Origin of the sequence: Streptomyces pluripotens (assembly GCF_000802245.2) — a bacterium.
GTDB classification, from domain to species: domain Bacteria; phylum Actinomycetota; class Actinomycetes; order Streptomycetales; family Streptomycetaceae; genus Streptomyces; species Streptomyces pluripotens.
Genome location: NZ_CP021080.1, coordinates 4,118,106 through 4,144,354, shown reverse-complemented (window position 1 = coordinate 4,144,354; position 26,249 = coordinate 4,118,106). Strand labels below are relative to the sequence as shown.

The window sequence follows — 26,249 nt, the reverse complement described above, 5'->3', positions numbered from 1 at the left end:
GCGTGCTCGCGACCGACCGTCCGCGCTGCCTGGGGATTACCGGGCGTTCGGCCGGCTCCCGTCCCGCGCCGCGTCCTCCATCGCCACCAGGTGCGACAGCATCGGCATCGGGTCCACCCCCACCGTCCCCGGCAGGAACCGTGCGATCCGCTCCGGGGTCCAGCCCGGTCCCTCGGCGTACGCCGCCCGCAGTTCCCTCGGTTGGGCCCATACCGCGATCTTGGGGCCGGCGATCGTGTACACCTGCCCGGTGATCTCCTGCTGACGGGCGTGGTCGGAGAGCAGGTACGCCACGAGTGCGGCGACGTCCTCCGGTTCCCCGATCTCGGCCAGTTCCATCGGCACGTTCGCCGACATCCGCGTACGCGCCACCGGGGCCACGGCGTTGGCGGTGACCCCGTACTTGTGCAGGCCCAGGGCCGCACTGCGCACGAGCGAGATGACGCCGCCCTTCGCCGCACTGTAGTTGGCCTGGGACACCGAGCCCTGGTGGTTGCCGCTGGTGAAGCCGATCAACGTCCCCGACCGCTGCTCGCGCATCACCGCGGACGCCGCCCGGAAGACGGTGAAGGTGCCCTTGAGGTGGGTGGCGACGACGGGGTCCCACTCCTCCTCGGTCATGTTGAACAGCATGCGTTCACGGAGGATCCCGGCGACGCACACGACTCCGTCGAGGCGACCGTACGACGACAGGGCCGTGTCGACGACCCGTCGACCGCCCGCCATCGTGGCGATGTCATCGGCGACGGCGACGGCCTCACCGCCGGCCGCCGCGATCTCCTTGACGACCGCCTCGGCGACCTCGCTGGTGGGTGAGGTGCCGTCGGTGGCGACCCCGTAGTCGTTGACGACGACCTGCGCGCCCTCGGCCGCCGCGGCCAGCGCCACCGCGCGTCCGATGCCGCGTCCAGCGCCGGTCACGGCGACCACCTTGCCTGCCAAGAAGTTCCCCATGCCCGGCCCCTTCCCACAGTTTCTGACGGACCGTTAGATTTTATGGCGCGCCGGACGCGCGGACACAAGCCCCGGGGAGGCACCGGATGGCACTGCCGGAGGAGTTCCACGAGATCGCCGAGCGCGTGAACAACTGGGGCCGCTGGGGTGCCGACGACGAGATCGGCACCTTGAACCTGATCACCGACGAGGTGGTGCGGGGGGCGGCTGGCGAGATCCGCGCCGGCCACCGCATCCCGCTCGCGCTCCCGCTCAGACAGGACGGGGTGCAGACCGGAGTGATCCCGGGGCGGATCAATCCGCTGCACGCCATGGTGCAGGTCAACCAGGAGCTGTTCGGTCCGGGCACGGTGGCGTGCAGCGACGACGTCGTGACCATGGGGCTACAGGCCGGCACCCACTGGGACGCGCTCGCCCACGTCTCGCACTCCGGAAGGCTCTACAACGGCCGTCCGGCACACCTGATCACCGCGCACGGAGGGGCCGGGTTCGGCGGCATCGACAAGGTGCGGCACATCGTCTCGCGCGGGGTCCTGCTGGACGTGGCACGCACACGCGGGGTGGACCGACTGGCGGGCGGTCATGCGGTCACACCGGACGACCTGGAGGCGGCGGAGGAGTTCGGCAGGACCCGGGTCCGGTCCGGGGACGTCGTACTGGTACGCACCGGCCAGGTGCAGCGGTACCTGACCGGGGACACGCACGGGTACGGCTATCCGTCGCCGGGTCTCTCGGTGCGCTGTCCGGAGTGGTTCCACACGCGTGATGTGGCGGCAGTCGCGAACGACACGCTCACTTTTGAGATATTTCCCCCCGAGAGGGATGATCTGTGGCTGCCCGTGCACGCCCTCGATCTGGTGGAGATGGGGATGCTGCAGGGCCAGAACTGGAATCTCGAAGAGTTGTCCACAGCCTGTGGAGAAATGCGGAGGTACACGTTCCTCCTCTCGGCGATGCCGGAACCGTTCGCCGGCGCCACAGGCACTCCGGTGGCACCGGTCGCCATACTGTGACGCCCCCGGAGGAAGGGCCTGCCTCAGGCTGCCCCCGCGAAGCGGCCAGGAGGATGCGGAGGAGACCACGGAAAGGCCACAGGGGCCCAGGAGGACCGCGGAAGGCCGGGGCGGGACCGTCGCCACGGACCGCGGCGAGGGGCCCGCGGCACCACCGCGATGCAGCCCCCCCAAACCGGCCGGCGGCGCGCATCCCCCCACCGTCGCGCGCACGCGCCGCCCACCGGTGCGACCCACACCCGACGAGGACCGCCGTCACCCAAGCCCTCGCCGTCCCCTCACGGCGAATCGACGCCCACCAGCGTGATCAGACGCACCGGGGCCGTCAATGCCGGAACGGCGATTTGCGACTTACATCCCTTTTCCAGATCCCGCGCACGGAAGCATCCCCGGCGCACCCCGGCGTCGCCCCTTACACCACTTCGAAGGTGAGGCCCTCGTACGCGGACAGCCCGCCCCCGTACGCCATTGCTGCGCCCTCACGGGACTGCGAACAGCGGTCCAGTTCGCACCAGATGCTCTTCCCGGCACCCTCGGGGCTCCAGCCCCAGCGATCAGCCAGGCAGTCCACGAGGGCCAGGCCCCGACCGCCGGTGGCGTCACCGCCGGCGCACCGCGGCACGGGCGCACGCGAGCTGGTGTCGGCCACCTCCACCCGCACCGCCGACACGGCTGCCGAACCCGGCAGACAGAGCCGTAGCACGGCGGGGCGGCCGGTGTGCACCACCGCATTGGTCACCAGCTCGGAGACGAGCAAGATCAGGGTTTCGGCCAACGGCTCGTCGACCCCTATACCCGACCCGGCGAGCCTCGACCGGGCCCACCTTCTGGCCCGCCCCACCTCTGCGGGGTCGGGTCTGATCTCCAGCTGCACTTGAAGCACCTGCACCGCTCACACCATCCGAACCGGCGGACACATGACCCGACGCCACCCGAACACCACGGCGAAAGCCGCGACGGTCATCACGACGAAGGCCACGATCGTAGCCATTTTCTGCATGGCCAGAACAACGGCCAGAGCAAGGGTCACGGAACGTGATTCCCTTACGAGACAGCATGGTTGACGTACAGTCACCCCAACAAGCGCTTCGGGCATATTCCAGCGCGAAGGAGTACGCGTGCGGCATACTGTGCGACGCTCGTGCCGGGGAGTCGAACAGGCGGGGGAAGAGGCCCGAACCGCCCTGCGAACAGCGGCGCGCACCGCATTGCCCGGCGCCACCCCAGGGGCACCACCGGCACGGCTCCCGCTCGCAGCCCTTCGCATCCCACACAAGGTACCGGAGCGGATGCCCGACTCCAGGCCGTGACGGGCCCCGCGCAGGACACAACCCGGTATCGACGCTCCGTGATCACCGAACGCCACGATCCGCGACATCGTGGGCCACGGCTTGCCCGACGAAGCAGCCCACGCTGCGGCCGGCCGGTCACGCCACCAGTCGCTCGGCGAGGAATTCCTCACTCTGCGTGCCCCCACCGCCGCGATGGGCCCGGACCCAGGCCCGTTTCAGGTGCAGATGCACATCCGCCTCCCAGGTGAAGCCCATGCCGCCGTGCACCTGAAGGCAGTCGCGGGCCCCGCGCACGGCGGCCTCATCGGCGAGCAGCCGTGCGGTGGCGATGTCTGCGGGGTCAGCGGTCACGGCGGCGGCGTAGACGGCGACCCGCGCGACCTCGACCCGCACCAGCAGATCCGCACACAGGTGCTTGACCGCTTGGAAGGCGCCGATCGGCCGCCCGAACTGCTCGCGGGTCCGGGCGTGTTGCACGGCCAGCTCGCACACCCGAGCAGCCGTACCGAGCTGCTCGGCGGCGGTGAGCAGGACGGCCACGCCCCCCGCCGGACCGAAAGCCACGGGGCCGGGGACACGGTGAAGCGGGGTGAGCGGGTCCACCGAATGCAGGGGCACGGCACCGGAGGCGTCCCCACGCACGACATCCGCCGCGCCCAGCCATTCCACCACCCCCCCGTCCACGGCCGTCACGACCGCCTCCCCGGTGGCGGCGCCAGGCACGTCTCCGGCCGCCAGGTGTGTGGCCACGAGCGGTCCCGGCAGCAGCGCACGGCCGGCCTCCTCGAAGGCCAGTACCGCCTCGGCCAGGCCCCGTCCGACCCCGCCGTCCGCCTCGGGCAGCCGCAACGCGAAGAATCCCGCGTCCCCGAGCGTCCGCCACAGCGTCCGGTCGAGCCGGCCCGGCGCGCCGACGGCCGTGCGCAGCACCTCCGGCCCGAAGCACCGGTCCAGCAGTTCCCGCACACCGGTGCGCAACGCCTCTTGGTCGTCGGTGAGTTGGAAGCGCACGCTCACCTCCCTTTGGGCAGGCCGAGGATGCGCTCGGCCACGATGTTCCGCTGGATCTGCGAGGTCCCGGCAGCGATGGTGTAGGACAGGGCGGACAGCCGGTCCAGGACCCAAGGACGGTCCAGATCGAGGCAGTCGGGGCCGAGCACCTCGGCGGCGGTGTCGTACAGCTCCTGCCGGGCGTGCGCATAGCGGAGCTTGAAAACGGACCCGCGGGCGCCCGGCACCCCGCCGGTCGTCTCCGCCTCGCTCACGTTCCACTGGATCAGCCGCCACAGCGCTCTGAACTCCGCGTCCAGCCGCCCGACCCGCCGGCGCAGCACCGGGTCGTCCCAGCGGCCGTTTTCTCTTGCCGTGCGGGTCAGTTCCGTGAGGGTACGGCGGCAGGCGACGACCTCCCCGACGAAGGCCGTACCCCGTTCGAAGGAGAGGGTCACCATGGTCACCCGCCAGCCGTCGTTCTCCTCCCCCACCCGGTTCACGGCCGGCACCCGCACCTCGTCGAGGAACACCTCGGCGAACTCCGCCGACCCGGCGAGCGTGCGCAGCGGCCGTACCGTGATGCCGTCGGCATCCATCGGCATGGCGAGCCAGGTGATGCCCTGGTGCCTGGGTGCGTCCGGGTCGGTGCGGACGAGCAGCTCGCACCAGTCGGCGACTTCCGCGTGCGAGGTCCAGAGCTTGGACCCGCTGACCACGTAGTCGTCGCCGTCACGGTGCGCGCGGGTGCGCAGCGCGGCGAGGTCGGAGCCCGCGCCCGGTTCACTGAAACCCTGGCACCACACCTCCTCCCCGCGCAGGATGGGCGGCAGCCAGCGGGCCTGCTGCCCGACCGTCCCCTCGGCGGCGATGGTCGGCCCCGCGTGCAGCAACCCGACGAAGTTGGCCCCGACGTAGGGCGCACCGGCCCTCTCGGTCTCCTCCAGGAAGATCAGTCGGGTGGTCGGGGAGGCGCCCCAGTGGACGTCGGCGTAGCCGGCGTCGTACAGCATCCGTTGCCAGCCGAGGTCGTAGGCGCGGCGGCCGGGCCAATCGTCAGGTGGGGGCGCCGCCGGGAGAGTGGGCAGGACCTTGGTCAGCCACTCGCGCAGCCGGGCCCGGAACTCCTCCTCCTCGGGCGTGCAGCTCAGGTCCATCAGTCGCCCAGGCCGGGGTCGAGGTCGAGGTCGAGCATGCGGATGGCGTTGCCCCGCATCAGCTTGTGGATCGTCTCGTCATCCAGACCCTTCACGTGGTCCAGGGCGACCTCCCTGGTGTGCGGGAATGTCGAGTCGACGTGGGGGTAGTCGGTCTCGAAGGTGGCGTTGTCACGCCCGACGACGTCGATCGAGGCGACCCCGTGCTTGTCGCGGAAGAAGCAGCAGAAGATCTGCCGGTAGTAGTACGTCGAAGGGGGGTCGGGGATCAAGTCCCTGACCCCGCCCCAGGCACGGTGTTCCTCCCACACGTCGTCGGCGCGCTCCAGGGCGTACGGTATCCAGCCCATCTGCCCTTCGGAGTAGGCGAGTTTGAGGGCCGGGAACTTCACCAGCACCCCGCTGAACAGATAGTCCATCATCGAGGCCATCGCGTTGTTGAAACTGAGCGAGGCCTGGACGGCGGGCGGCGCGTCCGGCGAGGCGGCCGGCATCTGCGACGAGGACCCGATGTGCATGTTGACGACGGTGCCGGTCTCCTGGCACACGGCGAAGAAGGGGTCCCAGTAGCCGGAGTGGATGGAGGGCAGGCCGAGATGGGTGGGAATCTCGGAGAAGGTGACGGCCCGTACCCCCCGCCGGGCGTTGCGCCGGATCTCGGCGACGGCCAGATCCACGTCCCACAGGGGGATCAGGCACAGCGGTATGAGCCGCCCCCCACTGTCCCCGCACCACTCCTCCACCATCCAGTCGTTGTAGGCGCGGACGCAGGCGAGGGCGACCTCCTTGTCATGGGCCTCGGCGAAGGTCTGTCCACAGAAGCGGGGAAAGGTCGGGAAGCAGAGGCTGGCCTCGACGTGGTTGAGGTCCATGTCCGCCAGGCGCGCCTTGGGATCCCAGCACCCGCGCCGCATCTGGTCCCGGGTGATCCCTTCGAGGGTCATCTCGTCCCGGTCGAACCCGACGGCAGCGATGTTCCGCTTGTACGGGAACTTCAGGTCCTCGTAGATCCACCAGTCGGTGGGCTGCCCCTGCGGGTCCATGGTGATCCGGTACTTCCCGCCGACGTAGGCGAGATCCCCGATCCCGGCGGTCAGCGGCTTGGGTCCGCGGTCCCGGTACCTGGCCGGCAGCCAGGTCTCGAAGAGGTGGGCGGGCTCGATCACGTGGTCGTCGACGCTGATGATGCGCGGCAGTTCGGTCGCCATGGGTCCCCTCCGCCGGACGGGTATTTATCTGATGGTTCGTCAGCTAGCATGCCATCTGACGAGCCGTCAGCCAAGCAGGGGGACATGTGAACGAGAGCCCGCACTCCCTGAGTTCCGCCCGCACGCTGTGGGACCTGGTGGTCCGCCGCGCCCGACTCACCCCCGACCGCCCCGTCTTCCTCCAGGCCGACCGCCGGCTCACCTTCGGCGAACTGCGAGAGAAGGCCGAGCGGGTGGCAGCCGGCCTGTACGGCATGGGCGTACGCCCCGGCACGGTGGTCGCCTGGCAGCTGCCCACCCGCATCGAGACCGCCCTGCTGTCCTTCGCGCTGGCCCGCCTGGGTGCCGTCCAGTCCCCGGTCATCCCTTACTACCGGGACCGGGAGGTCGGCTTCGCGCTCGACCGGTCCCGGGCGGAGTTCTTCGCGGTACCGGGCGTGTGGCGCGGCCACGACCACACCGAGATGGCGCGGCGCCTCGGCGCCAAGGGCGTCTTCGAGGCGTACGGCGCCCTCCCCGACGGCGATCCTGCTGTGCTTCCCGCCGCGCCCACCGACGGCACCGCGGTTCGCTGGATCTACTGGACCTCGGGCACCACCTCCGATCCCAAGGGCGTGCTGCACACCGACCGCTCCCTGATCGCGGGCGGCTCCTGCCTGGCCCACGCCCTGCGCCTGACCCCGGACGACGTGGGCTCGATGGCCTTCCCCTACGCGCACATAGCCGGTCCCGACTACACGGTGATGCTGCTCCTGTACGGCTTCCCGGCGGTGTTGTTCGAGCACTTCGCGCTGCCGGAGGCACTGGCGGAGTACCGGCGGCACGGGGTGACGGTGGCGGGCGGGTCGACGGCGTTCTACTCGATGTTCCTGGCCGAGCAGCGCAAGCGGCCGGGCCGGAAGGTGATCCCCTCCCTGCGGCTGCTCGCGGGCGGCGGCGCCCCCAAACCACCCGAGTTGTACTACTCCGTCGTCCGTGACATGGGCGTCCAGCTCGCCCACGGCTACGGCATGACCGAGGTCCCGATGATCACCATGGGCGACCCCGAGGACACCCCGGAGCACCTCGCCACCACTGAGGGCCGCCCGCCCGCGGGCATGCAGGTCAAAATCGTCGACGGCGAGGTACGGCTGCGCGGCGAGGCCGTGTGCCAGGGCTATCTGGACCCCGCCCAGAGGGCTACGGCCTTCGACGAGGAGGGCTTCCTGCGCACGGGCGACCTCGGGCACCTGACGGACTCCGGACACCTGGTCCTCACCGGCCGACTCAAGGACGTGATCATCCGCAAGGGCGAGAACATCTCGGCGAAGGAGATAGAGGACCTGCTCGCCGTCCATCCCGCGGTGGGAGACGCGGCGGTGATCGGCCTGCCGGACGCGGAACGCGGCGAACTGGTCTGCGCGGTCGTGGAACAAGCGGCGAACGCGCCCGGGCTGACGTTGTCCGACGTCATCGCGCACCTGCGGGCGGAAGGCCTGTCCGTGCACAAACTGCCGGAACGGCTGGAGGTGGTGGAGGCGCTGCCGCGGAACGACACGCTGCGCAAGGTGCTGAAGTACAAGCTGCGGGAGCGGTTCTCCGCACCGGCGCGGCACGACGGCTGACGCACCTGGGCGGGCCCGGCATCACGTTCCGACGGGGTGCCAACCCCGCCGGACGGGGACACACCCGTCCGGCGGGGTTGGCCGCGGGCACCGACCGTGGACACCCGAGTCACGAACGGTTGACCCGGCACGGAGGGTAGGACGCGTGCGGCCGTCGGGGGGGAAAACGGAGGTTGTGCCAAGACCGGGGAATTCTGCACCACCCGTGTGGTCTTGTCGCGAAGGTGACCGCACTCTCAGGCCGACAGCGGGCCGGCCTCGTCCTCGTCGATGACCGCGGATTCGACATCGGGCCGGACGTCGAAGAGGCGGCGGACGCCGAGCGCGCCGAGGACCCGGTTGACGTGCGACCCGTCGTCGGCGCCCTGGTCAGGCAGGATCAGTCGCAGCCTGCCCTGGCAGGAGCGGATCAGGCGGCGTGCGGCGATGAGGACTCCGACCCCGCTGGAGTCGCAGAAGAACACGCCGGAGAGGTCCACGACCAGGCTGTGGTGTCCCTCGGCGACGGCGTCGTGCACCCGCTGGCGCAGCACCGGTGAGGTCATCAGGTCCAGTTCCCCGGACACCCGGAGCACAGCCCACCCGCCCCGTTCGACGCCGGTCACATTGAATGCCACGGCCATGCCCCTCCGCTCGCCGGATCTCCCGGAACCGCCCGGAAACGGAAGCAGTTCCCACGTTTCCTTCCGCGCGGCTGCCCAGCGGCCGTTCCCTGAAACGTCCTGCCACAAACCGCTAGCGAGGGAGAAGGGGCTTGTTTCGGTCACTGCAGATCAGGTTCGATCCTCAGTGAGCATGCATTGCGTGAAGGTTGCGTGAAGAGGGCACTATCACCTGCGGCATGCCCAGGGGGCGCACTTTGACACAAAGGGGCGTGCATTGTCAGACGTGCCGACTACATTCGAGAAGACGCGGCAGACACGCTGGACGAGCCGGACACGGGTGAGGGGAGGGGCCACATGGCCGAGAAGGACGTGCCGCCCCGCTGGGACCGGAAGATGCAGCAGCGACTCACCCGCGGTGAGGCAGCCGCCCTCGGCGAGCTGTACGACCGGTTCGCCTCACTCGTGCACAGCCTCGCCCACCGCGTCCTCGACGACGACAGGGCCGCCGACACCGTCACCAGCGAGGTCTTCGCCCACCTCTGGGAGCACCCCGAGACCTACGACCCCAGGCAGGGTCCGCTGCGCTCCTGGGTCGCCGACGTGACCCACCGGATCGCCGTGCAGCGGCTGCGGGACAACGAGACGGCCGCCCTGCCCGCAGGAGACGGCGGGTCCCCGGCGGAACCGGCGCACCTACGGCACCTGGAGCACAAGGTGCGCCGCGCCTCGATCGCCGCTCGCGCCGACTACATCGTCCATTCCATGCCCGCCCCGTTGCGCGCCGCCCTGGAACTGGCCTACTTCCAGCGCCGTGACTATCGCCAGACCGCGACCGACCTCGGCGTCACCGAGGAGGAGGCCCGGCGCCGGCTCCGCCTCGGTCTGCAACTGCTCTCCACCGCCCACGACGCCGGGACACCGCCAAGACACGGGGGTGCGGTGTGAGCGGGGCGGACCGGTCCGAAGCACCCGACGGGCACGAGGGACACGAGGGCCTTACGGGAGCGGATCGGGATGAGCTGCGGTCATACGAGGGTCGCCCGGGCAGACCGTACGACGGCCCGGATGGCGACGGCGGTTCGGGAGACGCTCCGCACGGGCTCGGTCCCACTCGGCCTCCGCGCATACCAGCGCCCCGCAACTCCGTCGAGGACGGCGGGCCCGCCCTGCCCGGCCTCGCCGCTCTGGAAGACCCCGCAGCCGTGCCGCTCGACCTGTCGCACGACGTGCTGAAGTCGCTCCTCGGTGCCTGGGCCCTGGCCGCCTGCTCCCCGCAGGAGACCGCCGCCGTGGAGGAGCACCTGGGCGCCTGCGGCCGTTGCGCCGACGAGGCCCGCCGGCTGCGCGAAGCGGTCGGTCTGCTGCACCAGCCGGAGAGCCTCGACCTCGACCCGGCACTGCGCACCCGCGTCCTGCAGAACTGCCTGGACCACCGGCCGCCCCACATCCCGGTGCCCGACTGGGCGGCGCCGTACGACGCCGAGACCGCCCGGCTGGACGCCCTGCTGCAGGACTTCGGGGACGCCGAGTGGCATGCGCCGGTGCGGCTGCGGTGGTTCGAGGCGGACACCGCGACGAGCCGCCGCACGACCGTGGCCGGAGTGATCGCGCACCTACTGTCGGTCGATGGACTGATCGCGGCGGCGCTCGGCCTGAAGGACCCCCTGAGTAAAGTCGCCGGGGCGGCAAAGAACGTGGCGGGCCCGGCCGGGCGTACCGAGGCGTTCTGGCGGGCCTCCCGCTTCCCCTCTACTCTTCCCCGCCCTTCGGACGGGGGAGCACCCGTCCCGCTCCGCTCGGTGCGGGCGCCCTGGCGCGAACAGAGCCACAGCCTGGTACGGACGGTGTCCTTCACCGGCAGCCACTCGGGCGGGCTCGCCGTGTCCTACGGTGACTTCGAACTTCCGCTGCACGACGCGATGCTGGACCGCGCCTTCGAGTGCTGGGTGCACGGCGAGGACATCGCGGAGGCGGTGGACTACCCGTACCGACCACCGGCGCCGCGCCACCTGAACCTGATGATCGACCTCGCGGCCCGCATGCTGCCGGGCGCGCTCGCCGAGCGGCGCCGGGCCGGGCTGTCCGCACCGGGCCGTCGGGCACCGCACCTGGTGCCGGCGGGCGCGCCAGGGCGCAGCCTGCGCCTGGAGATCGAGGGCGCGGCGGGCGGCGAGTGGCTGATCCCGCTGGACTCCCCTGCGGCGGTGGGCTCCGCAGAGTTCGAGGTGGCACACGTCGCCCTGGACGGCGTGGAGTTCTGCCGGTTGGCCGCTGGTCATGTGCTGCCGGAGGACGCGGCGGCCGGGCAGGCCGGGGATCGCGCGGCGATCAGGGATGTGCTGTTCGCCGCGGCCGGGTTGAGCCGTATGTGAGGTGCCGGGCGCCGGATTCCACCCGCAACCGCCGCTACGCGAACACCACCGTCCGGCGCCCGTTGAGGAGAATCCTCCGCTCGGCGTGCCACTTCACCGCACGCGCCAGCGCCTGGCACTCCACGTCCCGACCGATCGCCACCAGCTGGTCCGGCGTCACGTCATGCCGCACCCGCTCGACCTCCTGCTCGATGATCGGCCCTTCGTCGAGGTCGGCCGTCACATAGTGGGCCGTGGCGCCGATCAGCTTGACGCCTCGCGCGTGCGCCTGGTGGTACGGCTTCGCGCCCTTGAAGCTCGGCAGGAAGGAGTGGTGGATGTTGATGATCCGGCCGCTGAGCCGCTTACACAGGTCGTCCGAGAGGACCTGCATGTAGCGGGCGAGGACGACCAGTTCGACCTCCGCATCGCGCACGATCTGCAGCAGCTTCGCCTCGGCCTCCGGCTTGGTCTCCCTGGTCACCGGAATGTGGTGGAAGGGGATGTTGTACGAGCCCACCAGCTCTTCGAACTCAGTGTGATTGGACACCACGCCCACGATCTCCACCGGGAGCGCACCGGTGCGAGCGCGGAAGAGCAGGTCGTTCAGGCAGTGCCCGAACTTGCTGACCATGAGCAGGATGCGCGTCTTCTCGTCGGCCCGGTTGATCTGCCAGTCCATGTGGAAGGAGTCGCCGACGGCGGCGAAGCTGGCCCGCAGTTTGTCCACCGTCACCGGTGCCTCGGCCGAGAAGTGGACGCGCATGAAGAACAGACCCGTGTCGTGGTCGCCGAACTGCTGGCTGTCCTCGATGTTGCAGCCGGTCATGAACAGATAACTGGACACGGCGTGCACGATGCCCTGCTTGTCCGGGCAGGAGAGAGTGAGGACGTACTGGTCGGCCGGGGCGGCGGCGGGCGCGGACTGCTCGTTCATGCACCACAGGTTCCCACACCGGCCACCCGCCGCGGGCAGTCGTCCCGCAGGACGGACGGCCTGCGCGCACCGAGCCGTGCGGGTCGCGGGCCCGCAGGCATCCCCCGCGGGCCGGGACTACCCGGCGCCAGTCATGATCCGCAGTGCTTCCAGGCTCCGCGGGGGCGTGTCCGGGTCGTCACCGTCACCCGCCGCGAGGCGCAGGTGCGCGTCCCGCGCCGCGCGCACAGCCTCCGGCCAGCCGTGGTGGTCGACGTACACGGCGACCGGCGCGTCCGGGCCGACCTGGTGCATGATCCGCAACACCCGCAGCACGGCGGTGTCAACGAGAGCCGCCTCCTGCGAGTCCCGGAATATCGTGCCGACGTACTTCGCCGCGGACCAGTTGTCCAGCCAGGTGTCCTCCACCAGCCGGTACACGGCGTCGGTGACGTCGCCGTACCCGTCCACACCGGCCAGCCAGACGTCCCGTTGGAAGACCGGGTCGGAGAGCATGTGCAACGCCGAGCGCACATTGCTGCGCCAGCGCCACCACGGCATGTCGTTCAGGGCCATGCCGCCCATGGTGGAGGAGCGACGGCCATGACGGGAAGAGTTCACCGGAGCTTGCACGGTCATCGATCGTACGTTCCTCACCGCGCCCTTCACACCGGCCCCTGCAATTCACCCCGGTGTCACCTTTCGTTGACCGAGGGTCACTCCCGGGTTAGCGGTGTGAGGGAATCGTGCCTATCCATGACCGGCAGGCGACGCATCCGCAGTACCTCCCTCCCCGCACTCACCCCGCCCGCCAGAGGCACCGTACTGGCCGCGGGTGCCCTGGCCCTGTGCTCGTCGCTCGCCACCGGATGCGGGGTCATCCCCGGTGCCACGGGGGGCTCCGGGGACGACCCGGTCAAGGTCATGACCTGGGCGCCACAGGGCACCGACGCCACCAACAAGCCGGGCATGCCCGCCATGGCCCGCGCCTACGCCAAATGGATCAACGCGCGCGGCGGCATCAACGGCCGCAAGCTCCAGGTCCTGACCTGCAACGACCACAATGACAGCGTGGGCGCGGCCAAGTGCGCCCGGCGTGCGGCGGCCGAGGACGTGGTCGCGGTCGTCGGCTCCTACAGCCAGTTCGGGGACTCCTTCCTCGCCCCGCTGGAGGGCGCCGACATCCCCTACATCGGCGGCTACGGAGTCACCAACGACGAATTCACCGGCCCCATGTCCTACCCGGTCAACGGTGGCCAGCCCGCCCTTCTCGCAGGTCTCGGCAAGGCCCTCGCAGCCACCTGCGGCAAGATCGCCCTGGTCCGCCCCGACAGCATCGCCGGCGACGAACTTCCCGTCGTGCTCGACTCCGGACTCAAGGCCGGTAGACACGCGGAAGCCGGCGACCAGCTCGCCGCCGAGGACGCCACGGAGTACGACGGCCAGGCCGAGCAGGCGCTGCGGTACGCGACTGAGGACACCGGGAAGAAGGGCTGCGTGGTGCCCGCACTCGGAGACCACACGAACACCTTTATGGACTCCTTCCGGCGGGCCCGCAAGAACTTTCCCGAAGTGAACACGGCGACCGTGCTCGGCAGCGTCGATCAGACGGTGATCAACGCGACGGGCGGGGCGTCCGGGCCGTACGAGGGGGCGTACGTCACCGGCTGGTACCCGGCCGCCTCGGACCACCGCTGGGACCAGATGAAGAAGGTGATCAACGAGGAGGCCTTCGGCGACAACCGCATCAACCCCGCGGACGCCGGAGTGCAGACCACCTGGATCGCCTACACCGTGCTCAAGGCCGTCCTGGAGAAGATCGGCGACGGGGAGGTGAGCGCCGACACCGTGCGGCACACCCTCAACGGCGGCCTGCACGTGTCCACCGGCGGCCTCACCCCCACCCTGCACTGGCCCTACGAGGGCAAGCTGGCCGCGGTCGGCTTCCCACGCCTGGTCAACGCGGATGTCACCCTGCAGGTCGTCCACAACGGCAAGCTCGTCGCGGCCCGCAAGGGCGTCGGCGGCATCAACGGCACCGCCGACATGACGCAGACCCTGGAGAACGTCGACGTGCAGTGAACCCGCACGGGCGGCTCGCCGCACCGGCGGCCGGTCACAGCTGGGTGGTCTGGCGCTGGGTCAGACCGTACTTCTTGGCGATCGTGTTCCACAGCGCGGCCGCCTTCGTCTTCTGCGCGCTGGCGGTTCCGCTCTCCCGGTTGCCGGCCTGGGTCTGGCCGGTGATGCGTGCGTTGCCCTTGTGGCAGCCCTTGTGCCCGGTCCTGACCTGGTCCGCCCAGGCGGCATAGTGGTTGTCGGCCGCGGCGGACGCCTGCCAGGCCTTGGTCAGGGCAGTGGTGAGGTCACCGTGGCCGGGCAGCTTGTCCACGGACAGCTTGCCGAGCCGGGTGACCAGTTGCCCGCGCTGCTTGGCCGCCTCCCGCAGGGTGGACGCCGCTTGGTCGAGCTTGTCGCAGCGCTTGACGCCGGCCACCGCCTGGATCACGGCAGCGCGGCTGCTGCCGCTGTCAGCGAGCAGCTTGTCCAGCGCGACGGCCTGCTGCCGGGCGGGATCCGCGGCGGGCGACGCGGAGCCCTGGGCTGCCGGAGACACGGCGGCGACCGCCTTGCCGTCGTTGCCCCCGTCCTTGCCGCCGCCACTGAGCAGGGCGCCGGCACCCACACCGAGGACGACGATGGCGACCCCCGCGGTGGCGATCAGCGGCACCCGGGACCGGCCCCGGCGCGGCTCCTCCGCGCCCTCCCCCGGGCCGTACGAGGACTGCGGCGCGCCGTACGAGGACTGCGGCGCGCCGTACGACGGCTGTGCCGAGCCGTACGACGGCTGTGCCGCCGGGCCGGGGTAGGCCTCCGGCTGTTCGATCCTCGGGAGCTGCTGGGTGGAGCCGGCTTGGCTCCCGCCGTCTGTCGGGCCATTGCGGAAGAGGTTGTCGAACTCGGCCGGCGGCTGTCGGTCCGCGTCCTCTCCCTGGCCCCCTCCCTGGCCCCGTCCCAGGTCTTGTCCCTGGCTCAAGGCCTGGCCCGGTGCCTGGACTTGGGCCCGGGCGGCGTAGGGCGGGATGTACTGCGTGGCCTCCGCGTCGGAATGTGCAGGCGCCACCGGAGGGATGTACTGGGTGGCACCGTCAGTCGGGGCCGCCTGCACGGGTGGCAGGTACTGGGTCGCACCCTCGGCCGGGGCCGCCTGCACGGGTGGCAGGTACTGGGTCGCACCCTCGGCCGGGGCCGCAGAGACCGGCGGGATGTACTGGGTCGACCCTTCGGCTGTCGGCAGCAGCGGCGCGGGCTGAGCCGGGTACTGCTGCGGGTACTGCTCATGCCCCTGGTACGGGTCGGGCGCACCGTACGCGGGCTGCCGACCGCCGCCGTAGGCATCACCGTGACCGCCGTCACCGTACGGCGCGCCCTGGCCGCCGTGGCCGTGGGAAAAGTCCTGGCCCGCAGGGGGAGGCAGCTGCCCGCCGTAGGACGGCGCCGGGGCGCCCTCGGGAGGCAGCGGGCCGGGATTCACCGCGGACGGGGGCCGCTGGTCCGGAGCGCCGTGGGTCTCCCACTGCTGAGCTGCCGCCGGAGGCCAGCCCTGACCCGGCTGGGTCGACTGCTGCTCGGAACCCCAGGAACCACCCCACGACTGCGCGCCGGTCGGCGCGCCGGGTGCGGGCGCCGCGGTCGCGCCCGGCAGCAGCGGCTCACTTCCGTCGGAGGGCAGCACGACGCCTTCGCGCGCGGACCGCGCCGAGGGTTCTTCGCCCTGTCCACTCTGCGTCACCGGGACTCCTACCCATGGGGGACCTTGTGCTCGATCGTCGGTTCACGCTACCGGGTCCCCCAAGCCGGGTGCCATGCAGCTCAGGGCGCGATCTTCATCCCTGTGACAGCAGTAACAAAACCGTCCCGCGATGCGCTGTTTCGTGGCATCCACCGCGTGCCCGGGTGTCGTTCGCCTGGTGTTCACGCGATCGCGGGGACGGTGTTCAGGCAGCCTGCTGAAGTTCGAGTCGCGCCCCGAACTCCCGTACCACCGCCTCGTCCCGGAAGGGCGCCAGCCGCTGCTGGAGATCGTCCAGGTACTCCGTGCCCCGGCTGGAGCGCAGTGTCTGAAGCAGTTCCACCGCCTTCAGACCGGTGCTGCAGGCCTGTTCGATCTCGCGCTGCTGCACCTGGGCCGTGGCGAGCAACACATAGCCGATGGCTCGGCGGCGGGCCCGGGACTCCGGGTGCCCGGCCAGTGACTGCTCGGCGTACCGGGCCGCCGGCTCGGGCTGGCCCAGGTCACGGTGGCAGTGGGCCAACTCGTCGGCCAGATAGGCCGTGTCGAAGTGCGCGATCCACACCGGGTCATCGCCGGATGAGGCGTCCACGCGCTCCATCGCCGTGACCGCCCGCCCGGTCGCCGCCTGTGCCGCGCGCACAGCGCCGAGCAGGGCGTGGCCGCGCGCCTCGGCCGCATGGAACATCGCCTCGGCGCGCGGGGGCACATGGCCGCGCGCCCCCTCCTGCGCCGCCCGCGCCAACTGGGCGATCTCACGCGGGTTGCCGAGCTGCGCGGCGAGGTGGCTCATGGACGCGGCGAGGACGTAGCCGCCGTAACCGCGGTCCCCGGCGGCCTGCGCCAGCCTTAGCGACTGGATGTAGTACCGCTGGGCCAGGCCCGGTTGCCCGGTGTCGACGGCCATGTACCCGGCCAGCTCGGTCAGTCGGGCCACGGCGGCGAACAGGTCACGACCGATCGCCTCCCGGTACGACCCGGCGAGCAGCCCGGAGACGACACTGTTGAGGTAGTGCACGACGACCGGGCGCACATGCCCACTGCCGAACTGGTGATCGAGGTCCACCAGCGCCTGGGTCATGGACCGCACGGCTGCCACGTCGGCCCGGCCCACACGCGGGCCCGCCTGCCGGGCCACCTGGGTGTCCGGCGCCGAGATCAGCCAGTCGCGGCTGGGCTCGACCAGCGCGGAGGCGGCGACGGCGGAACCGGACAGGAAGTCCCGCCGCCCCACGTCGCTGCGCCACAGTTCGCAGACCTGTTCGATGGCCCCCAGCACCGTCGGCGAGAACTGGAGACCGACCCCCGAGGCGAGGTTCTTGCCGTTGGCCATGCCGATCTCGTCGATCGTGACCGTACGGCCCAGCTTGCGCCCGAGCGCCTCGGCGATGATCGCCGGGGCCCGGCCCCGCGGCTGCTGGCCGCGCAGCCAGCGGGCCACGGACGTCTTGTCGTAGCGCAGGTCGAGCCCGTGCTCCGCGCCGCACATGTTGACCCGCCGGGCCAGCCCGGCGTTCGAGCACCCCGCTTCCTGGATGAGTGTCTGCAGCCGTTCGTTCGGCTGCCTCGCCACGAGAGGCCTTGCGGCCATGCATTACCCCCTGCGAACCCCTGGAGCGTAAAGATCCGGCCGGGAAGATCCGGTCGGGATGTTCCGGTCGGACGATCACTGCCCAGCTGACATACCGTCAATGCGTGACATGTGCGGTTTGCCGGGGTAAAGGCTGATGCCAACCCCACTCCTGGCTACCCAGTCCACGCCCCGCTTCCTCCTACGCGCCCCCACGCGTGCACCCATGCGCCCCGGCTACGGAAGCGATGCTCCTCCCCCGCGCACGCTACGGCCGTAACTCCAGGTGAGTGCGGGAGTTGAGTTCAGCGTGGAAGAGACGATCGCGGGCGCCGAAGACACTCAGATTGCCGGTCACATTCCGCAGCAGCGCGGGGAATCGCTGCTGGAGACCGCCGTACGCTACGCCGAGGAGCGGCACTGGGACGTGTGCCCGGGCACCTGGCTGGAAGCCGCCGAAGGAGTGCCGTACTGCTCGTGCGGCGACGCCTCTTGCCCTGCGCCGGGTGCACACCCCGCGCGCCCCGATTGGGCGGCCCAGGCCACCGGCAGTGCGACCGTCGCGCGCCGGATGTGGCAGAAGCAGCCGACGGCGTCGATCCTGCTGCCGACGGGGCGGACCTTCGACGCGCTGTCCGTCCCGGAGAGCGCCGGATTCCTGGCTCTCGCCCGGATGGAGCGGATGGAGTCGACGCTCGGGCCGGTCACCCTGACTCCCGATCGTCGGATGCAGTTCTTCGTGCTGCCGGGGGCTTCCGCGAAAGTACCGGACCTGGTGCGGAAACTCGGATGGTCCCTGGCCTCGCTGGACCTGGTCACGCTGGGGGAAGGAAGCTACGTGGCTGCTCCCCCGACCCGGTTCGGCTCTCGCGGCGCCGTGCAGTGGGCGTGCCGGCCCACGCCCGCGAACCGGTGGCTACCGGATGCCGAGGAGTTGATCTCACCGCTCTCCTACGCCTGCGGCCGGGATCGCTGACCGAGCCCCCACGCCCCAGCCGCACGCCGGGCGCGCTCCCCACCCTGGACGGAACCATCCCCGCCGTACTGTTTCAGCATGACCGAAGCAGCGGTACGCATACGGGGGCTCTGGAAGCGGTTCGGGCAGCAAGTCGCTGTCGGGGGGATCGATCTGGAGTTGCCTGCTGGAAAGTTCATCGGGCTGGTCGGGCCCAACGGGGCCGGGAAGACCACGACGCTGTCCATGGTGACGGGGCTGCTGCGACCCGACGAGGGGACCGTGGAGATCGCCGGGCACGACGTGTGGCGGGATCCGGTGTCCATCAAGGCACGCATCGGAGTGCTGCCCGAGGGGCTTCGGCTGTTCGAGCGGCTTTCCGGACGGGAACTGCTCGGGTACTCCGGCCGGCTGCGCGGGCTGCCGGGGGACGAGGTCGACAAGCGGGCAACCCAGTTGCTGGACGTGCTCGACCTAGCGGGGGCCCAGCACAAGCTCGTGGTCGACTACTCAACCGGCATGCGCAAGAAGATCGGGCTCGCCGCCGCCCTCCTACACAACCCTGAAGTGCTCTTCCTCGACGAGCCGTTCGAAGGCGTGGATCCGGTGTCCGCACAGACGATCCGGGGCGTGCTGGAGCGGTACACCGCCTCCGGCGCCACCGTGGTCTTCTCCTCCCACGTCATGGAACTGGTCGAATCCCTGTGTGACTGGATCGCGGTCATGGCGGCCGGCCGCATCCGCGCCGCCGGGACACTGGACGAGGTCCGCGGAGTGCATCCCACCCTGCAGGGGGCGTTTCTGGAACTGGTGGGGGCCAACGGCCGGGACACCGGCTCCCATCTGGACTGGCTGGGCGGCGGGGCGGCCCGATGACGAGCGTGACCTCCACCGTCGTGCGGCTGAAAGTGTCGCTGATCAGGAACGGATTGCGGCAATCCGCCGGAAGGCGGGCCGCGTTCGCCGTCTCGGCGGTCATCGCGGTCCTGTTCGCGCTGGCACAGCTGCTGGGGCTGCTCCTGCTGCGTGGACACGCGCACGCCGGTGTGGTGGCCGTGGTCGTCACCGCCGTGCTGGCGCTGGGCTGGGCCGTACTGCCGTTGTTCTTCCCAACCGGCGACGAGACGCTGGACCCGACCCGGCTGGTCCTGCTGCCACTACGCCCACGGCCGCTGGTACGGGCCCTGCTCGTGGCCTCCCTGGTGGGCATCGGCCCCGTGTGCACGCTGCTGATCCTCGTGGGCTGCGCGCTGGCGCCGGCGCACCGCACGGCCACCTACGTCTTTTCCGTCGTCGCCGTCGCTCTCGCCCTGCTGACCTGCGTGGCGCTCGCGCGGGCCGTCGCCGCCGCCAATGTGCGGCTGCTGACCAGCAGAAAGGGCCGCGATCTCGCCGTACTGAGCGGGCTGGTGATCGCGATCGGGACGCAGCTGATCAACTTCGGCGCCCAGCAGCTGGGTTCGGCGGGCGGGCTCGGGCAGTTGCAGCCGGTCGCGGACGTCCTGTCCTGGGTGCCGCCGGCGTCGGCGATGGGCGCGGTGCAGTCGGCGAACGACGGCTCTTACGGCATCGCGCTCGCCCAGCTCACGGTCTCCGCAGCCGGACTGGGGCTGCTGGTGGCGGTCTGGGCCCGCAGCCTGACCCGGCTGATGACCGCCCCCGACGGTTCCACGCTCCAGGCCACCGGCGCGGGCGCTCCGAAGCGGAGTTCGACCGGGCTCGCGCGGCTGCTGCCGGACGGGCGCACGGGTACCGTGATGGAACGCAGCCTGCGCTACATCCTGCGGGACCCGAAGACCAAGGCCGCGTGGGTGTCCTCGTTGGCAATCGGGCTGCTCGTACCGGTGTTCAACGCGGTGCGAGGCACAGGATCGGTCTACTTGGCGTGCTTCGCGACCGGGATGCTCGGCATGCAGATGTACAACCAGTTCGGTCAGGACACCTCCGCATTCTGGATGGTGGCCATGACCATCTCCTCCGCCCGGGATGCCTCCACCGAGTTGCGTGGCCGGGCCCTGGCCCTGCTGCTGATCGCCCTCCCCTACACGACGCTCGTGACGGTGTTGACGGCCGGACTGCTGGGCAGCTGGGACCAGTTGCCCGAGGCATTGGGGCTGTCCTTCGCGGTACTCGGGGCGCTGCTGGCAACCGGCGCGTGGGCCTCGGCCCGCTTCCCCTACTCCATTCCCCGGGACGGCCACAAGAACGTCACGCCGGGGCAGGCGGGCCTCGCCTGGATCGCGATCTTCGGCGGTATGGCCTCGGCGGCCCTGCTGTGCCTCCCCGTCATCGCTCTCATCGTCTGGCTCAACGCGAGCACGGGCGGCGCCGCCTGGACCTGGCTGCTGCTCCCGGTGGGCGCGGGTTACGGCACCGGCCTCACCCTGCTGGGCCTGCGGCTGGCGGCACCGCGCGCGGCGACCCACCTGCCGGAGATCCTGACGGCGGTGAGCAAGGGGTAGGGCGCGTTTGCAGCGCCGGGGCATCAGGCCGCCCGGGGGGAGCGCGGGGAAGCGCGCCTTCAGCGGCACCCAGGGACCGCGCAGGACACCGCGCACGGGCCGCAGTGGACTGCGCAAGCCGATCACGCAGCGGACACGGCGCTCAGCTCCCGAGCACCGCATCGAGAAACGGTGAGACGGCCGCCCGCCAGGCCTCCGGATGGTCGTAGTGGGCGAGATGGCCGGCGTCCGGCACCTCGGCGTATGCGCCGTGGGGCAGGACCCGGACCATCTCCTGGGCCTCGGCGCGGCCGAGTTCGCCGTCCACTCCGCGCACCACCAGGGCGGGACAGCCGACCTGGGCCAACTCCTCCCAGTGCGCGTCGTACACCCAGGTCTCACGGGACCTGAGCATCTGCTCCGACTCGAAGACGGGCCGCCAGCCGTCGCCGCTCTCGTGCATCACCTCGGCGTAGAAGGCCCCGCGGGCCGGGTTGGGGCGCTCCGCCCGGGGGTCGTCCTCGCCGAACCACTTGCGTACGTCGGCGAGGGTGGCGAAGGGGACGGGCCAGGACCGGAACCAGTCGGCCCACTCCTGCTGCGAGGCGGTGCCGAGGGCGGAGGCCCGCATGTCGCAGATGATCAGCCCGCGCACCAGGTCGGGGCGCTTGGCGGCGAGCTGCCAGGCGGTCAGCGCACCCATGGCATGACCGACGAGCAAGACGGGGGCCAGGCCGAGTTGTTCGACGGCGGCCTCGGCGTCCTGGACGTAGGCCTCGCGGGTGTAGGCGGCCTGCGGGGGCTTACCGCTCTGGCCGTGGCCGCGCTGGTCGAGCGCGACGGCGCGGTGGCGCTCGGAGAGCCAGCGGGCGGTGGGGGCCCAGTGGGAGGCGCGCCCCATCAGCCCGTGGAGTAACAGCACACCCGGCGAGCCGGGTTCCGGCTCGGTCTTGGGAGGGTCAGCGAACTCCCAGGCGGCCAGCCGCACGCCACCCGCTCCCGTCACGTCGATACGCCGCGCCATGGGACTGGCACCCCCAGCTCCGCCTGTCTCGTACGGTGCTGCGTCGCGGTGCTGCGCCGCAGCCCTGTCTCGCACCTGAGTTCTGCCGCCGTACTCGTGTCGTGGTGCTGTCGTACTGCGGCCGTGCCGTTGCCGCACTACCGCCGCGTTGCCATTGCAGGCTATCGAATACACATTCGAAAATTCCGTCCCTGTGGGCAACACCCCTCATTCGAGTGACACCCTTCAGCGAATGATCGCCGCCACCGGGGGGACTCTTCTGGCGGGAGGCGGACCGCTCAGGGAGAACCGGTCCGAGGGGGTTGACCCTGAGAGCTCGGGGCTCCGGGTCAGCACGGGGGAGGAGGGGCTCCGGCGCCGACGGCGCCGGAGCCCCTCCTGCTCAGCGCTTGGCGACGAACACGTGCGAGGCGACGTCCGCCTCCAGCTCGGCCGCCTCACCACCGCTGCCCACCAGCACCCCACCGGCCGACTCCGTCACGCTCACCACGGAACCGGGCTGCACACCCGCCCGCCGCAGCGTGTACATCAGCTGCGCGTCCGTCTGGATCGGCTCGCCGATGCGGCGCACGACGACCGTCTTGCCGTCGGTGCCCGCATCCAGGTCGGCCAGGGAGACCATGCTCTCGTCCAGGAACGGGTCGGCCCCGTCCTTCTCGCCCAGCTCCTCCAGTCCCGGGATCGGGTTGCCGTAGGGCGACTCGGTGGGGTGGCGCAGCAGTTGCAGGACTCTGCGCTCCACGGCCTCACTCATCACGTGCTCCCAGCGGCAGGCCTCCGCGTGCACCTGCTCCCACTCCAGGCCGATCACGTCGACGAGGAGGCACTCGGCCAGCCGGTGCTTGCGCATGACGCGCGTCGCCAGTCTCCTGCCCTCGTCGGTCAGCTCCAGATGCCGGTCGCTCGCCACGGACACCAGACCGTCGCGCTCCATCCGCGCCACCGTCTGGCTCACCGTCGGCCCGCTCTGATCGAGTCGCTCCGCGATGCGGGCGCGCATGGGGACGACGCCTTCCTCTTCAAGTTCGAGGATGGTGCGGAGATACATCTCCGTGGTGTCGATCAGTCCGGACATACGTGCCCCTCGATTACCTCTGCCGGCAGGCCCGACCGTGCTCTGGCCCTGACACCAATTCTGCCGGATCCCACTGACAAGCGGGGGGCCCCGGGAAAACGCCCGCCCGCCCTCCGGGCGGCCAGGACCGGAGTCCGGCCCCGGTCGTATTGACAGCACACTGGTCCAGACCGCACGGTGATCCGCGACACAGACTCTGCGAAGGGGCACCGCATGAGCGACGGCACGCCTGCCGACCTGTTCTTCGACGCCGCCATCAACCTGCTGCGACGGGTCCGGGAGGAGGAAGCGGAGGCGATCACGGCGGCCGGCACGCTACTCGCCGACACCGTTGCCGCCGGGGGCCGGCTGTTCGCCTTCGGCGCCGGGCACTCCTCCCTGGCCGCCCAGGACGTCGTCTACCGGGCCGGCGGCCTCGCCCTGATGAACCTCCTCGCCGTACCCGGGGTCGTCGGCGTCGACGTCACCCCGGCCACCCTCGGCTCCGCGCTCGAACGCGTCGACGGCCTCGCCGCCGCCGTGCTCGACACCTCGCCGGTCCGGGCCGGCGACGCACTCGTGATCATCTCCCTGTCCGGCCGCAACGCCCTGCCCGTCGAGATGGCTCTCAACGCCCGCGCCCTGGGTGTCAAGGTGATCGGCGTGACCTCGGCCGTATACGCCTCGCAGACCAAGTCCCGGCACGCCTCCGGCACCTTCCTGAAGGACCACTGCGACATCGTGCTCGACTCGAAGATCGCGGTCGGCGACGCGGAACTCACCCTCGACACCATCCCAGCGCCCTTCGCCCCCGCATCCACCGTGGTCACCACGGCCCTCATGCAGGCGGTCGTGGCGACCGCCGCATCCTCCCTGGCCGACCGCGGCATCGAACCCCCGCTGCTGCGCTCCGGCAACGTGGACGGCGGTCACGAATGGAACGGCAGGGTGATGTCGGAGTACGGCGACCGCATCTTCTACCGACGCTGAACCAGCGTCCCGAACGAAACGAACGGCGGCGAACTTCGTCAGTCCCCGTGGACTTCCCGGGAGGATCGGGGTCTTCCCGGAACCGCCGCAGGCCCCGGGAGCGCTCCAAAGTCCGCTGCAACGCCCGGGGGCCGTTTCACTCCCGCGCCTTCCCGCCCAGCGCCTCCGACAGATCCAGCGCCACCGCGATGCGCCCCGCCACGTCCTCCGCGTATGCCACGTCGGACCGCTCGAAGCGGCTACGGCCGGCCCCGCGCAGGAACGTCACCGCCCCCAGCGTCCGCCCCCGACTGCGCAGCGCCACGCACAGTGCGTGCACCGCGTCATCGGGCCACTGCCGCGCCAGCGCCCACTCCCGGGCGTGCCGCGGCGGACCCGCCTCGGCATCCGCGCGCACCGTGCCGGCCCGCTCCACACAGTTCAGCGCCGGATGCCCCTCCTCGTAGCACACCGGTAGCCCGGCAGCACCCGTGAGCAGGCTCGGTCCCGGCGCTCCGCCGGGTGTGGCGGCGAGCCGCACCAGCCGCACCCGATCCGGCGTCTGCGTGGTCCCCGCGCGTGGACCGGCCGCCACCCGGTCGATCAGCGCATGATCGGCGAAACCGGCGAGGGCGAAGTCCAACTGGACGGTGGCGGCCTCCACCGGGTCCTCGCACTCGGCGGCGGCTCGGGCCGCACGGTGCAACTGGTTCGTACGGAATCGCAGCAGCGCCCCTTCCTGTTGGCCCTGCTTGGCCTCAGTCACGTCCTGGAACAACCAGCCGACCCCGAGTGGTACCGGTTCCTCCGCGAGGGGCGAGGCCAGCCGCACGAAGCCGCTCCGCCAGCAGCGCCGGTTCTCCCCCTCCGGGGTGCGCACGGTCACCCACATATCGGCGGGTGCAGGCGGCGCTCCCTCCGCCAGCACGTGCGTGAGCGCGGCCTCCAGCTCCTCAACGCCCCGCACGAGCAGTTCCCCGAGCGGGCGCCCGAGCGCGGAGGCGCGCCCGGTACCGAGGGCCCGCGCCGCATGCGTGTTCACCACAGCGGGCCGCAGGTCCGCGTCGACGAGCACGACGCCCCACGCCGCGTCCTCCAGCAACGCCTCGCTCAACGCGATCGACCGCTCCAGGTCGATCTGGGCGTGCACCTCGCTGAACGCGCAATAGACACCCGCGGGCTCCCCCTCGTGCCCCCGTACGGCGGCGGACTGCGTCCGCACCAACACCCGACCGCCGTCCTTGGTGACGAGCGCGAACTCGTGCACCTGCCGTCCCGGCGCGTGCATCGCGGACATCAGCCGGGCCTGAACCTCCTCGGCGTCGGCGGTACGCACCGCCCAGCCGGCGAACCCCTGCCGCCCCACCGCCTCCGCCGCGGTCCAGCCCAGGATGCGCTCCGCCTCCCGGTTCCAGTGCGTGACGACCCCGTCGGCGTCGAAGGCACACAGCGCCGCGTCCATGCCGTCGAGCAGAGCGGCGAGCAGATCGGACCCACCAGGCTCGTCCGGCCCCAGCTCATTCGTGGTCCCACTCCGCCGCGAAGTACTCACCTGGTCCCCCTGGAAGCCACGTCCACGCATCTGAGGCGCTCGGTTCGCCCACTGGCTTTCATTCAACTCGAACGTGATGCAGCCCACATCTGGTTCCCGCAAGATTGCCGGAATCAGTGCCAGGTGCCGTCAGCCGTCCCCGGCCGCCCCGACCGTCTCCAGCCGCAGGTCCACCCACTCGTCCCGCTCCCCGTCCAGCGCGTACCGGTCGATCTCCAGGAATCCGCGTCGCTCGGCGAACCGCAACCCGTCCGCGTTCACCGCCAGCACACACGTCTCGATCGCCCCGGCGCCGAGCAGACGCGCGTGGGCCAGCGCGTTCTCGTACAGCGCGGTCCCGAACCCGCGCCCCCGGAACTCGGGCAGCACCCGCGCGATGACGGTGGCCACCGCCTCCTCCCCCACGGGCGGCCGCATAGTGGAGCACCCGACGAGCGCGTCCCCGAGATAGGCGTTTTCCAGTCGGTACCGCCCCTGCCGCACCCGGGCGTCCTCCAGCGACATCGCCGCGGGCGGCACGATCATGTTGTGGACGTGCCGCCACTGCTCGATCATGAGGTCACCGTCGACGGTGGCGAGTCGGATCAAGGTCATGTGTGGACGCTACCCACACGGGCGCACGGGAGGGTAGCGAAAAACAGTTGAGTCCCTCCGCCCGGCTTCTTAGGGTGTCGGGTACACGAGAAGGGAGGTGGTTCGGCAGATGTATGAAAACCGGACGCGTGAGGTGGCTGCGGGCTAAGCGGTCCGCCACCCCATCCAGTGCGGTGCCGGACCAGCACGTGCCACAAGCGTGCAGCC

24 protein-coding genes are annotated in these 26,249 nt (G+C 71.0%); 9 read left to right on the top strand and 15 right to left on the bottom strand.

Annotated features, from left to right (window positions below; genetic code table 11):
- Window positions 1-36: 36 nt before the first annotated feature.
- A complete protein-coding gene (locus LK06_RS18815) occupies window positions 37-954 on the bottom strand; it encodes an SDR family NAD(P)-dependent oxidoreductase (RefSeq protein ID WP_043433077.1) in 918 nt (305 codons plus the stop codon).
- Window positions 955-1,040: 86 nt separating this feature from the next.
- On the opposite strand from LK06_RS18815, the gene LK06_RS18810 reads away from it, so the two are divergent.
- A complete protein-coding gene (locus LK06_RS18810; RefSeq protein ID WP_039650809.1) occupies window positions 1,041-1,967 on the top strand; it encodes a cyclase family protein in 927 nt (308 codons plus the stop codon).
- Window positions 1,968-2,379: 412 nt separating this feature from the next.
- Here the strand turns inward: LK06_RS18810 and LK06_RS18805 are convergent, their stop codons facing one another.
- From LK06_RS18805 to LK06_RS18785, 5 genes are all read right to left on the bottom strand, one after another.
- On the bottom strand, window positions 2,380-2,841 hold the full coding sequence (locus LK06_RS18805; RefSeq protein WP_039650807.1) for an ATP-binding protein: 462 nt from the start codon (window positions 2,839-2,841) through the stop codon (window positions 2,380-2,382).
- A gap of 18 nt (window positions 2,842-2,859) precedes the next feature.
- A complete protein-coding gene (locus tag LK06_RS33270; protein WP_159025312.1) occupies window positions 2,860-2,997 on the bottom strand; it encodes a hypothetical protein in 138 nt (45 codons plus the stop codon).
- A 397-nt stretch (window positions 2,998-3,394) separates the two neighbouring features.
- Window positions 3,395-4,270: an acyl-CoA dehydrogenase family protein gene (locus LK06_RS18795; protein WP_043433078.1), complete on the bottom strand. Its 876-nt coding sequence runs from the start codon at window positions 4,268-4,270 to the stop codon at window positions 3,395-3,397.
- Window positions 4,271-4,272: 2 nt separating this feature from the next.
- The gene (locus tag LK06_RS18790) at window positions 4,273-5,406 is read right to left on the bottom strand and encodes an acyl-CoA dehydrogenase family protein (RefSeq protein ID WP_039650803.1); all 1,134 of its coding nucleotides are present in this window, start codon (window positions 5,404-5,406) and stop codon (window positions 4,273-4,275) included.
- On the bottom strand, window positions 5,406-6,614 hold the full coding sequence (locus LK06_RS18785; RefSeq protein ID WP_043406433.1) for an amidohydrolase family protein: 1,209 nt from the start codon (window positions 6,612-6,614) through the stop codon (window positions 5,406-5,408). The genes LK06_RS18790 and LK06_RS18785 overlap by 1 nt, the downstream gene beginning before the upstream one ends.
- 86 nt (window positions 6,615-6,700) lie before the next feature.
- Here LK06_RS18785 and LK06_RS18780 point away from each other — a divergent pair, with 86 nt between their 5' ends.
- Complete coding sequence (locus tag LK06_RS18780) at window positions 6,701-8,218, top strand: class I adenylate-forming enzyme family protein (protein WP_039650798.1); 1,518 nt, start codon at window positions 6,701-6,703, stop codon at window positions 8,216-8,218.
- Between the two features lie 236 nt (window positions 8,219-8,454).
- On the opposite strand, the gene LK06_RS18775 is transcribed toward LK06_RS18780, so the two are convergent.
- Window positions 8,455-8,841: an STAS domain-containing protein gene (locus LK06_RS18775; protein WP_039650797.1), complete on the bottom strand. Its 387-nt coding sequence runs from the start codon at window positions 8,839-8,841 to the stop codon at window positions 8,455-8,457.
- Between the two features lie 336 nt (window positions 8,842-9,177).
- Here LK06_RS18775 and LK06_RS18770 point away from each other — a divergent pair, with 336 nt between their 5' ends.
- Both LK06_RS18770 and LK06_RS18765 read left to right on the top strand, forming a co-directional pair.
- Complete coding sequence (locus LK06_RS18770; RefSeq protein WP_039650795.1) at window positions 9,178-9,768, top strand: sigma-70 family RNA polymerase sigma factor; 591 nt, start codon at window positions 9,178-9,180, stop codon at window positions 9,766-9,768.
- Entirely contained in the window at window positions 9,765-11,195 is a 1,431-nt protein-coding gene (locus tag LK06_RS18765) for a maleylpyruvate isomerase N-terminal domain-containing protein (RefSeq protein ID WP_174673895.1), read from the top strand. The genes LK06_RS18770 and LK06_RS18765 overlap by 4 nt, the downstream gene beginning before the upstream one ends.
- 34 nt (window positions 11,196-11,229) lie before the next feature.
- Here LK06_RS18765 and purU read toward each other — a convergent pair whose 3' ends face one another.
- Together purU and LK06_RS18755 are read right to left on the bottom strand one after the other, a co-directional pair.
- Window positions 11,230-12,111 (bottom strand): formyltetrahydrofolate deformylase, encoded by an 882-nt coding sequence (gene purU / locus LK06_RS18760; protein WP_039650793.1) that lies wholly within the window; start codon window positions 12,109-12,111, stop codon window positions 11,230-11,232.
- 117 nt (window positions 12,112-12,228) lie between these two features.
- The gene (locus LK06_RS18755) at window positions 12,229-12,729 is read right to left on the bottom strand and encodes an SCO4402 family protein (protein WP_043406430.1); all 501 of its coding nucleotides are present in this window, start codon (window positions 12,727-12,729) and stop codon (window positions 12,229-12,231) included.
- A 117-nt stretch (window positions 12,730-12,846) separates the two neighbouring features.
- Between LK06_RS18755 and LK06_RS18750 the strand changes: the two genes are divergently transcribed.
- On the top strand, window positions 12,847-14,172 hold the full coding sequence (locus tag LK06_RS18750; protein WP_167747948.1) for an ABC transporter substrate-binding protein: 1,326 nt from the start codon (window positions 12,847-12,849) through the stop codon (window positions 14,170-14,172).
- A gap of 34 nt (window positions 14,173-14,206) precedes the next feature.
- Here the strand turns inward: LK06_RS18750 and LK06_RS18745 are convergent, their stop codons facing one another.
- Window positions 14,207-15,883 (bottom strand): hypothetical protein, encoded by a 1,677-nt coding sequence (locus LK06_RS18745; RefSeq protein ID WP_043433079.1) that lies wholly within the window; start codon window positions 15,881-15,883, stop codon window positions 14,207-14,209.
- A gap of 205 nt (window positions 15,884-16,088) precedes the next feature.
- Window positions 16,089-17,474, bottom strand: coding sequence for an NsdA family TPR-like regulatory protein (locus LK06_RS18740; protein ID WP_039650788.1), 1,386 nt, complete (start codon window positions 17,472-17,474; stop codon window positions 16,089-16,091).
- Window positions 17,475-17,763: 289 nt separating this feature from the next.
- Between LK06_RS18740 and LK06_RS18735 the strand changes: the two genes are divergently transcribed.
- From LK06_RS18735 to LK06_RS18725, 3 genes are all read left to right on the top strand, one after another.
- Complete coding sequence (locus LK06_RS18735; RefSeq protein WP_039650786.1) at window positions 17,764-18,429, top strand: bifunctional DNA primase/polymerase; 666 nt, start codon at window positions 17,764-17,766, stop codon at window positions 18,427-18,429.
- Window positions 18,430-18,507: 78 nt separating this feature from the next.
- The gene (locus LK06_RS18730; RefSeq protein WP_039650784.1) at window positions 18,508-19,284 is read left to right on the top strand and encodes an ABC transporter ATP-binding protein; all 777 of its coding nucleotides are present in this window, start codon (window positions 18,508-18,510) and stop codon (window positions 19,282-19,284) included.
- The gene (locus LK06_RS18725; RefSeq protein ID WP_052318886.1) at window positions 19,281-20,870 is read left to right on the top strand and encodes a hypothetical protein; all 1,590 of its coding nucleotides are present in this window, start codon (window positions 19,281-19,283) and stop codon (window positions 20,868-20,870) included. The genes LK06_RS18730 and LK06_RS18725 overlap by 4 nt, the downstream gene beginning before the upstream one ends.
- A 142-nt stretch (window positions 20,871-21,012) precedes the next feature.
- Here the strand turns inward: LK06_RS18725 and LK06_RS18720 are convergent, their stop codons facing one another.
- The gene (locus LK06_RS18720; RefSeq protein ID WP_039650780.1) at window positions 21,013-21,873 is read right to left on the bottom strand and encodes an alpha/beta fold hydrolase; all 861 of its coding nucleotides are present in this window, start codon (window positions 21,871-21,873) and stop codon (window positions 21,013-21,015) included.
- Between the two features lie 382 nt (window positions 21,874-22,255).
- Window positions 22,256-22,948 (bottom strand): iron-dependent transcriptional repressor DtxR, encoded by a 693-nt coding sequence (locus LK06_RS18715; RefSeq protein ID WP_039650779.1) that lies wholly within the window; start codon window positions 22,946-22,948, stop codon window positions 22,256-22,258.
- Between the two features lie 213 nt (window positions 22,949-23,161).
- Here LK06_RS18715 and LK06_RS18710 point away from each other — a divergent pair, with 213 nt between their 5' ends.
- Window positions 23,162-23,917 carry an SIS domain-containing protein gene (locus tag LK06_RS18710; protein WP_043433082.1) on the top strand — a complete coding sequence of 252 codons (756 nt, stop codon included), beginning with the start codon at window positions 23,162-23,164 and terminating at the stop codon, window positions 23,915-23,917.
- A gap of 136 nt (window positions 23,918-24,053) precedes the next feature.
- On the opposite strand, the gene LK06_RS18705 is transcribed toward LK06_RS18710, so the two are convergent.
- Window positions 24,054-25,448, bottom strand: a complete 1,395-nt coding sequence (locus LK06_RS18705) for a PAS domain-containing protein (RefSeq protein WP_043433106.1) — start codon at window positions 25,446-25,448, stop codon at window positions 24,054-24,056.
- Window positions 25,449-25,577: 129 nt separating this feature from the next.
- Window positions 25,578-26,042 carry a GNAT family N-acetyltransferase gene (locus LK06_RS18700; RefSeq protein ID WP_043433083.1) on the bottom strand — a complete coding sequence of 155 codons (465 nt, stop codon included), beginning with the start codon at window positions 26,040-26,042 and terminating at the stop codon, window positions 25,578-25,580.
- Window positions 26,043-26,249 lie beyond the last annotated feature (207 nt).

Excerpts from the sequence above, each read along its gene's own strand:
- LK06_RS18815 (WP_043433077.1), bottom strand. The coding sequence starts at position 954 with ATGGGGAACTTCTTGGCAGGCAAGGTGGTCGCCGTGACCGGCGCTGGA.
- LK06_RS18810 (WP_039650809.1), top strand. The coding sequence starts at position 1,041 with ATGGCACTGCCGGAGGAGTTCCACGAGATCGCCGAGCGCGTGAACAAC.
- LK06_RS18790 (WP_039650803.1), bottom strand. The coding sequence starts at position 5,406 with ATGGACCTGAGCTGCACGCCCGAGGAGGAGGAGTTCCGGGCCCGGCTG.
- LK06_RS18785 (WP_043406433.1), bottom strand. The coding sequence starts at position 6,614 with ATGGCGACCGAACTGCCGCGCATCATCAGCGTCGACGACCACGTGATC.
- LK06_RS18775 (WP_039650797.1), bottom strand. The coding sequence starts at position 8,841 with ATGGCCGTGGCATTCAATGTGACCGGCGTCGAACGGGGCGGGTGGGCT.
- LK06_RS18770 (WP_039650795.1), top strand. The coding sequence starts at position 9,178 with ATGGCCGAGAAGGACGTGCCGCCCCGCTGGGACCGGAAGATGCAGCAG.
- purU (WP_039650793.1), bottom strand. The coding sequence starts at position 12,111 with ATGAACGAGCAGTCCGCGCCCGCCGCCGCCCCGGCCGACCAGTACGTC.
- LK06_RS18755 (WP_043406430.1), bottom strand. The coding sequence starts at position 12,729 with ATGACCGTGCAAGCTCCGGTGAACTCTTCCCGTCATGGCCGTCGCTCC.
- LK06_RS18750 (WP_167747948.1), top strand. The coding sequence starts at position 12,847 with ATGACCGGCAGGCGACGCATCCGCAGTACCTCCCTCCCCGCACTCACC.
- LK06_RS18740 (WP_039650788.1), bottom strand. The coding sequence starts at position 17,474 with ATGGCCGCAAGGCCTCTCGTGGCGAGGCAGCCGAACGAACGGCTGCAG.
- LK06_RS18730 (WP_039650784.1), top strand. The coding sequence starts at position 18,508 with ATGACCGAAGCAGCGGTACGCATACGGGGGCTCTGGAAGCGGTTCGGG.
- LK06_RS18725 (WP_052318886.1), top strand. The coding sequence starts at position 19,281 with ATGACGAGCGTGACCTCCACCGTCGTGCGGCTGAAAGTGTCGCTGATC.
- LK06_RS18720 (WP_039650780.1), bottom strand. The coding sequence starts at position 21,873 with ATGGCGCGGCGTATCGACGTGACGGGAGCGGGTGGCGTGCGGCTGGCC.
- LK06_RS18715 (WP_039650779.1), bottom strand. The coding sequence starts at position 22,948 with ATGTCCGGACTGATCGACACCACGGAGATGTATCTCCGCACCATCCTC.
- LK06_RS18710 (WP_043433082.1), top strand. The coding sequence starts at position 23,162 with ATGAGCGACGGCACGCCTGCCGACCTGTTCTTCGACGCCGCCATCAAC.
- LK06_RS18700 (WP_043433083.1), bottom strand. The coding sequence starts at position 26,042 with ATGACCTTGATCCGACTCGCCACCGTCGACGGTGACCTCATGATCGAG.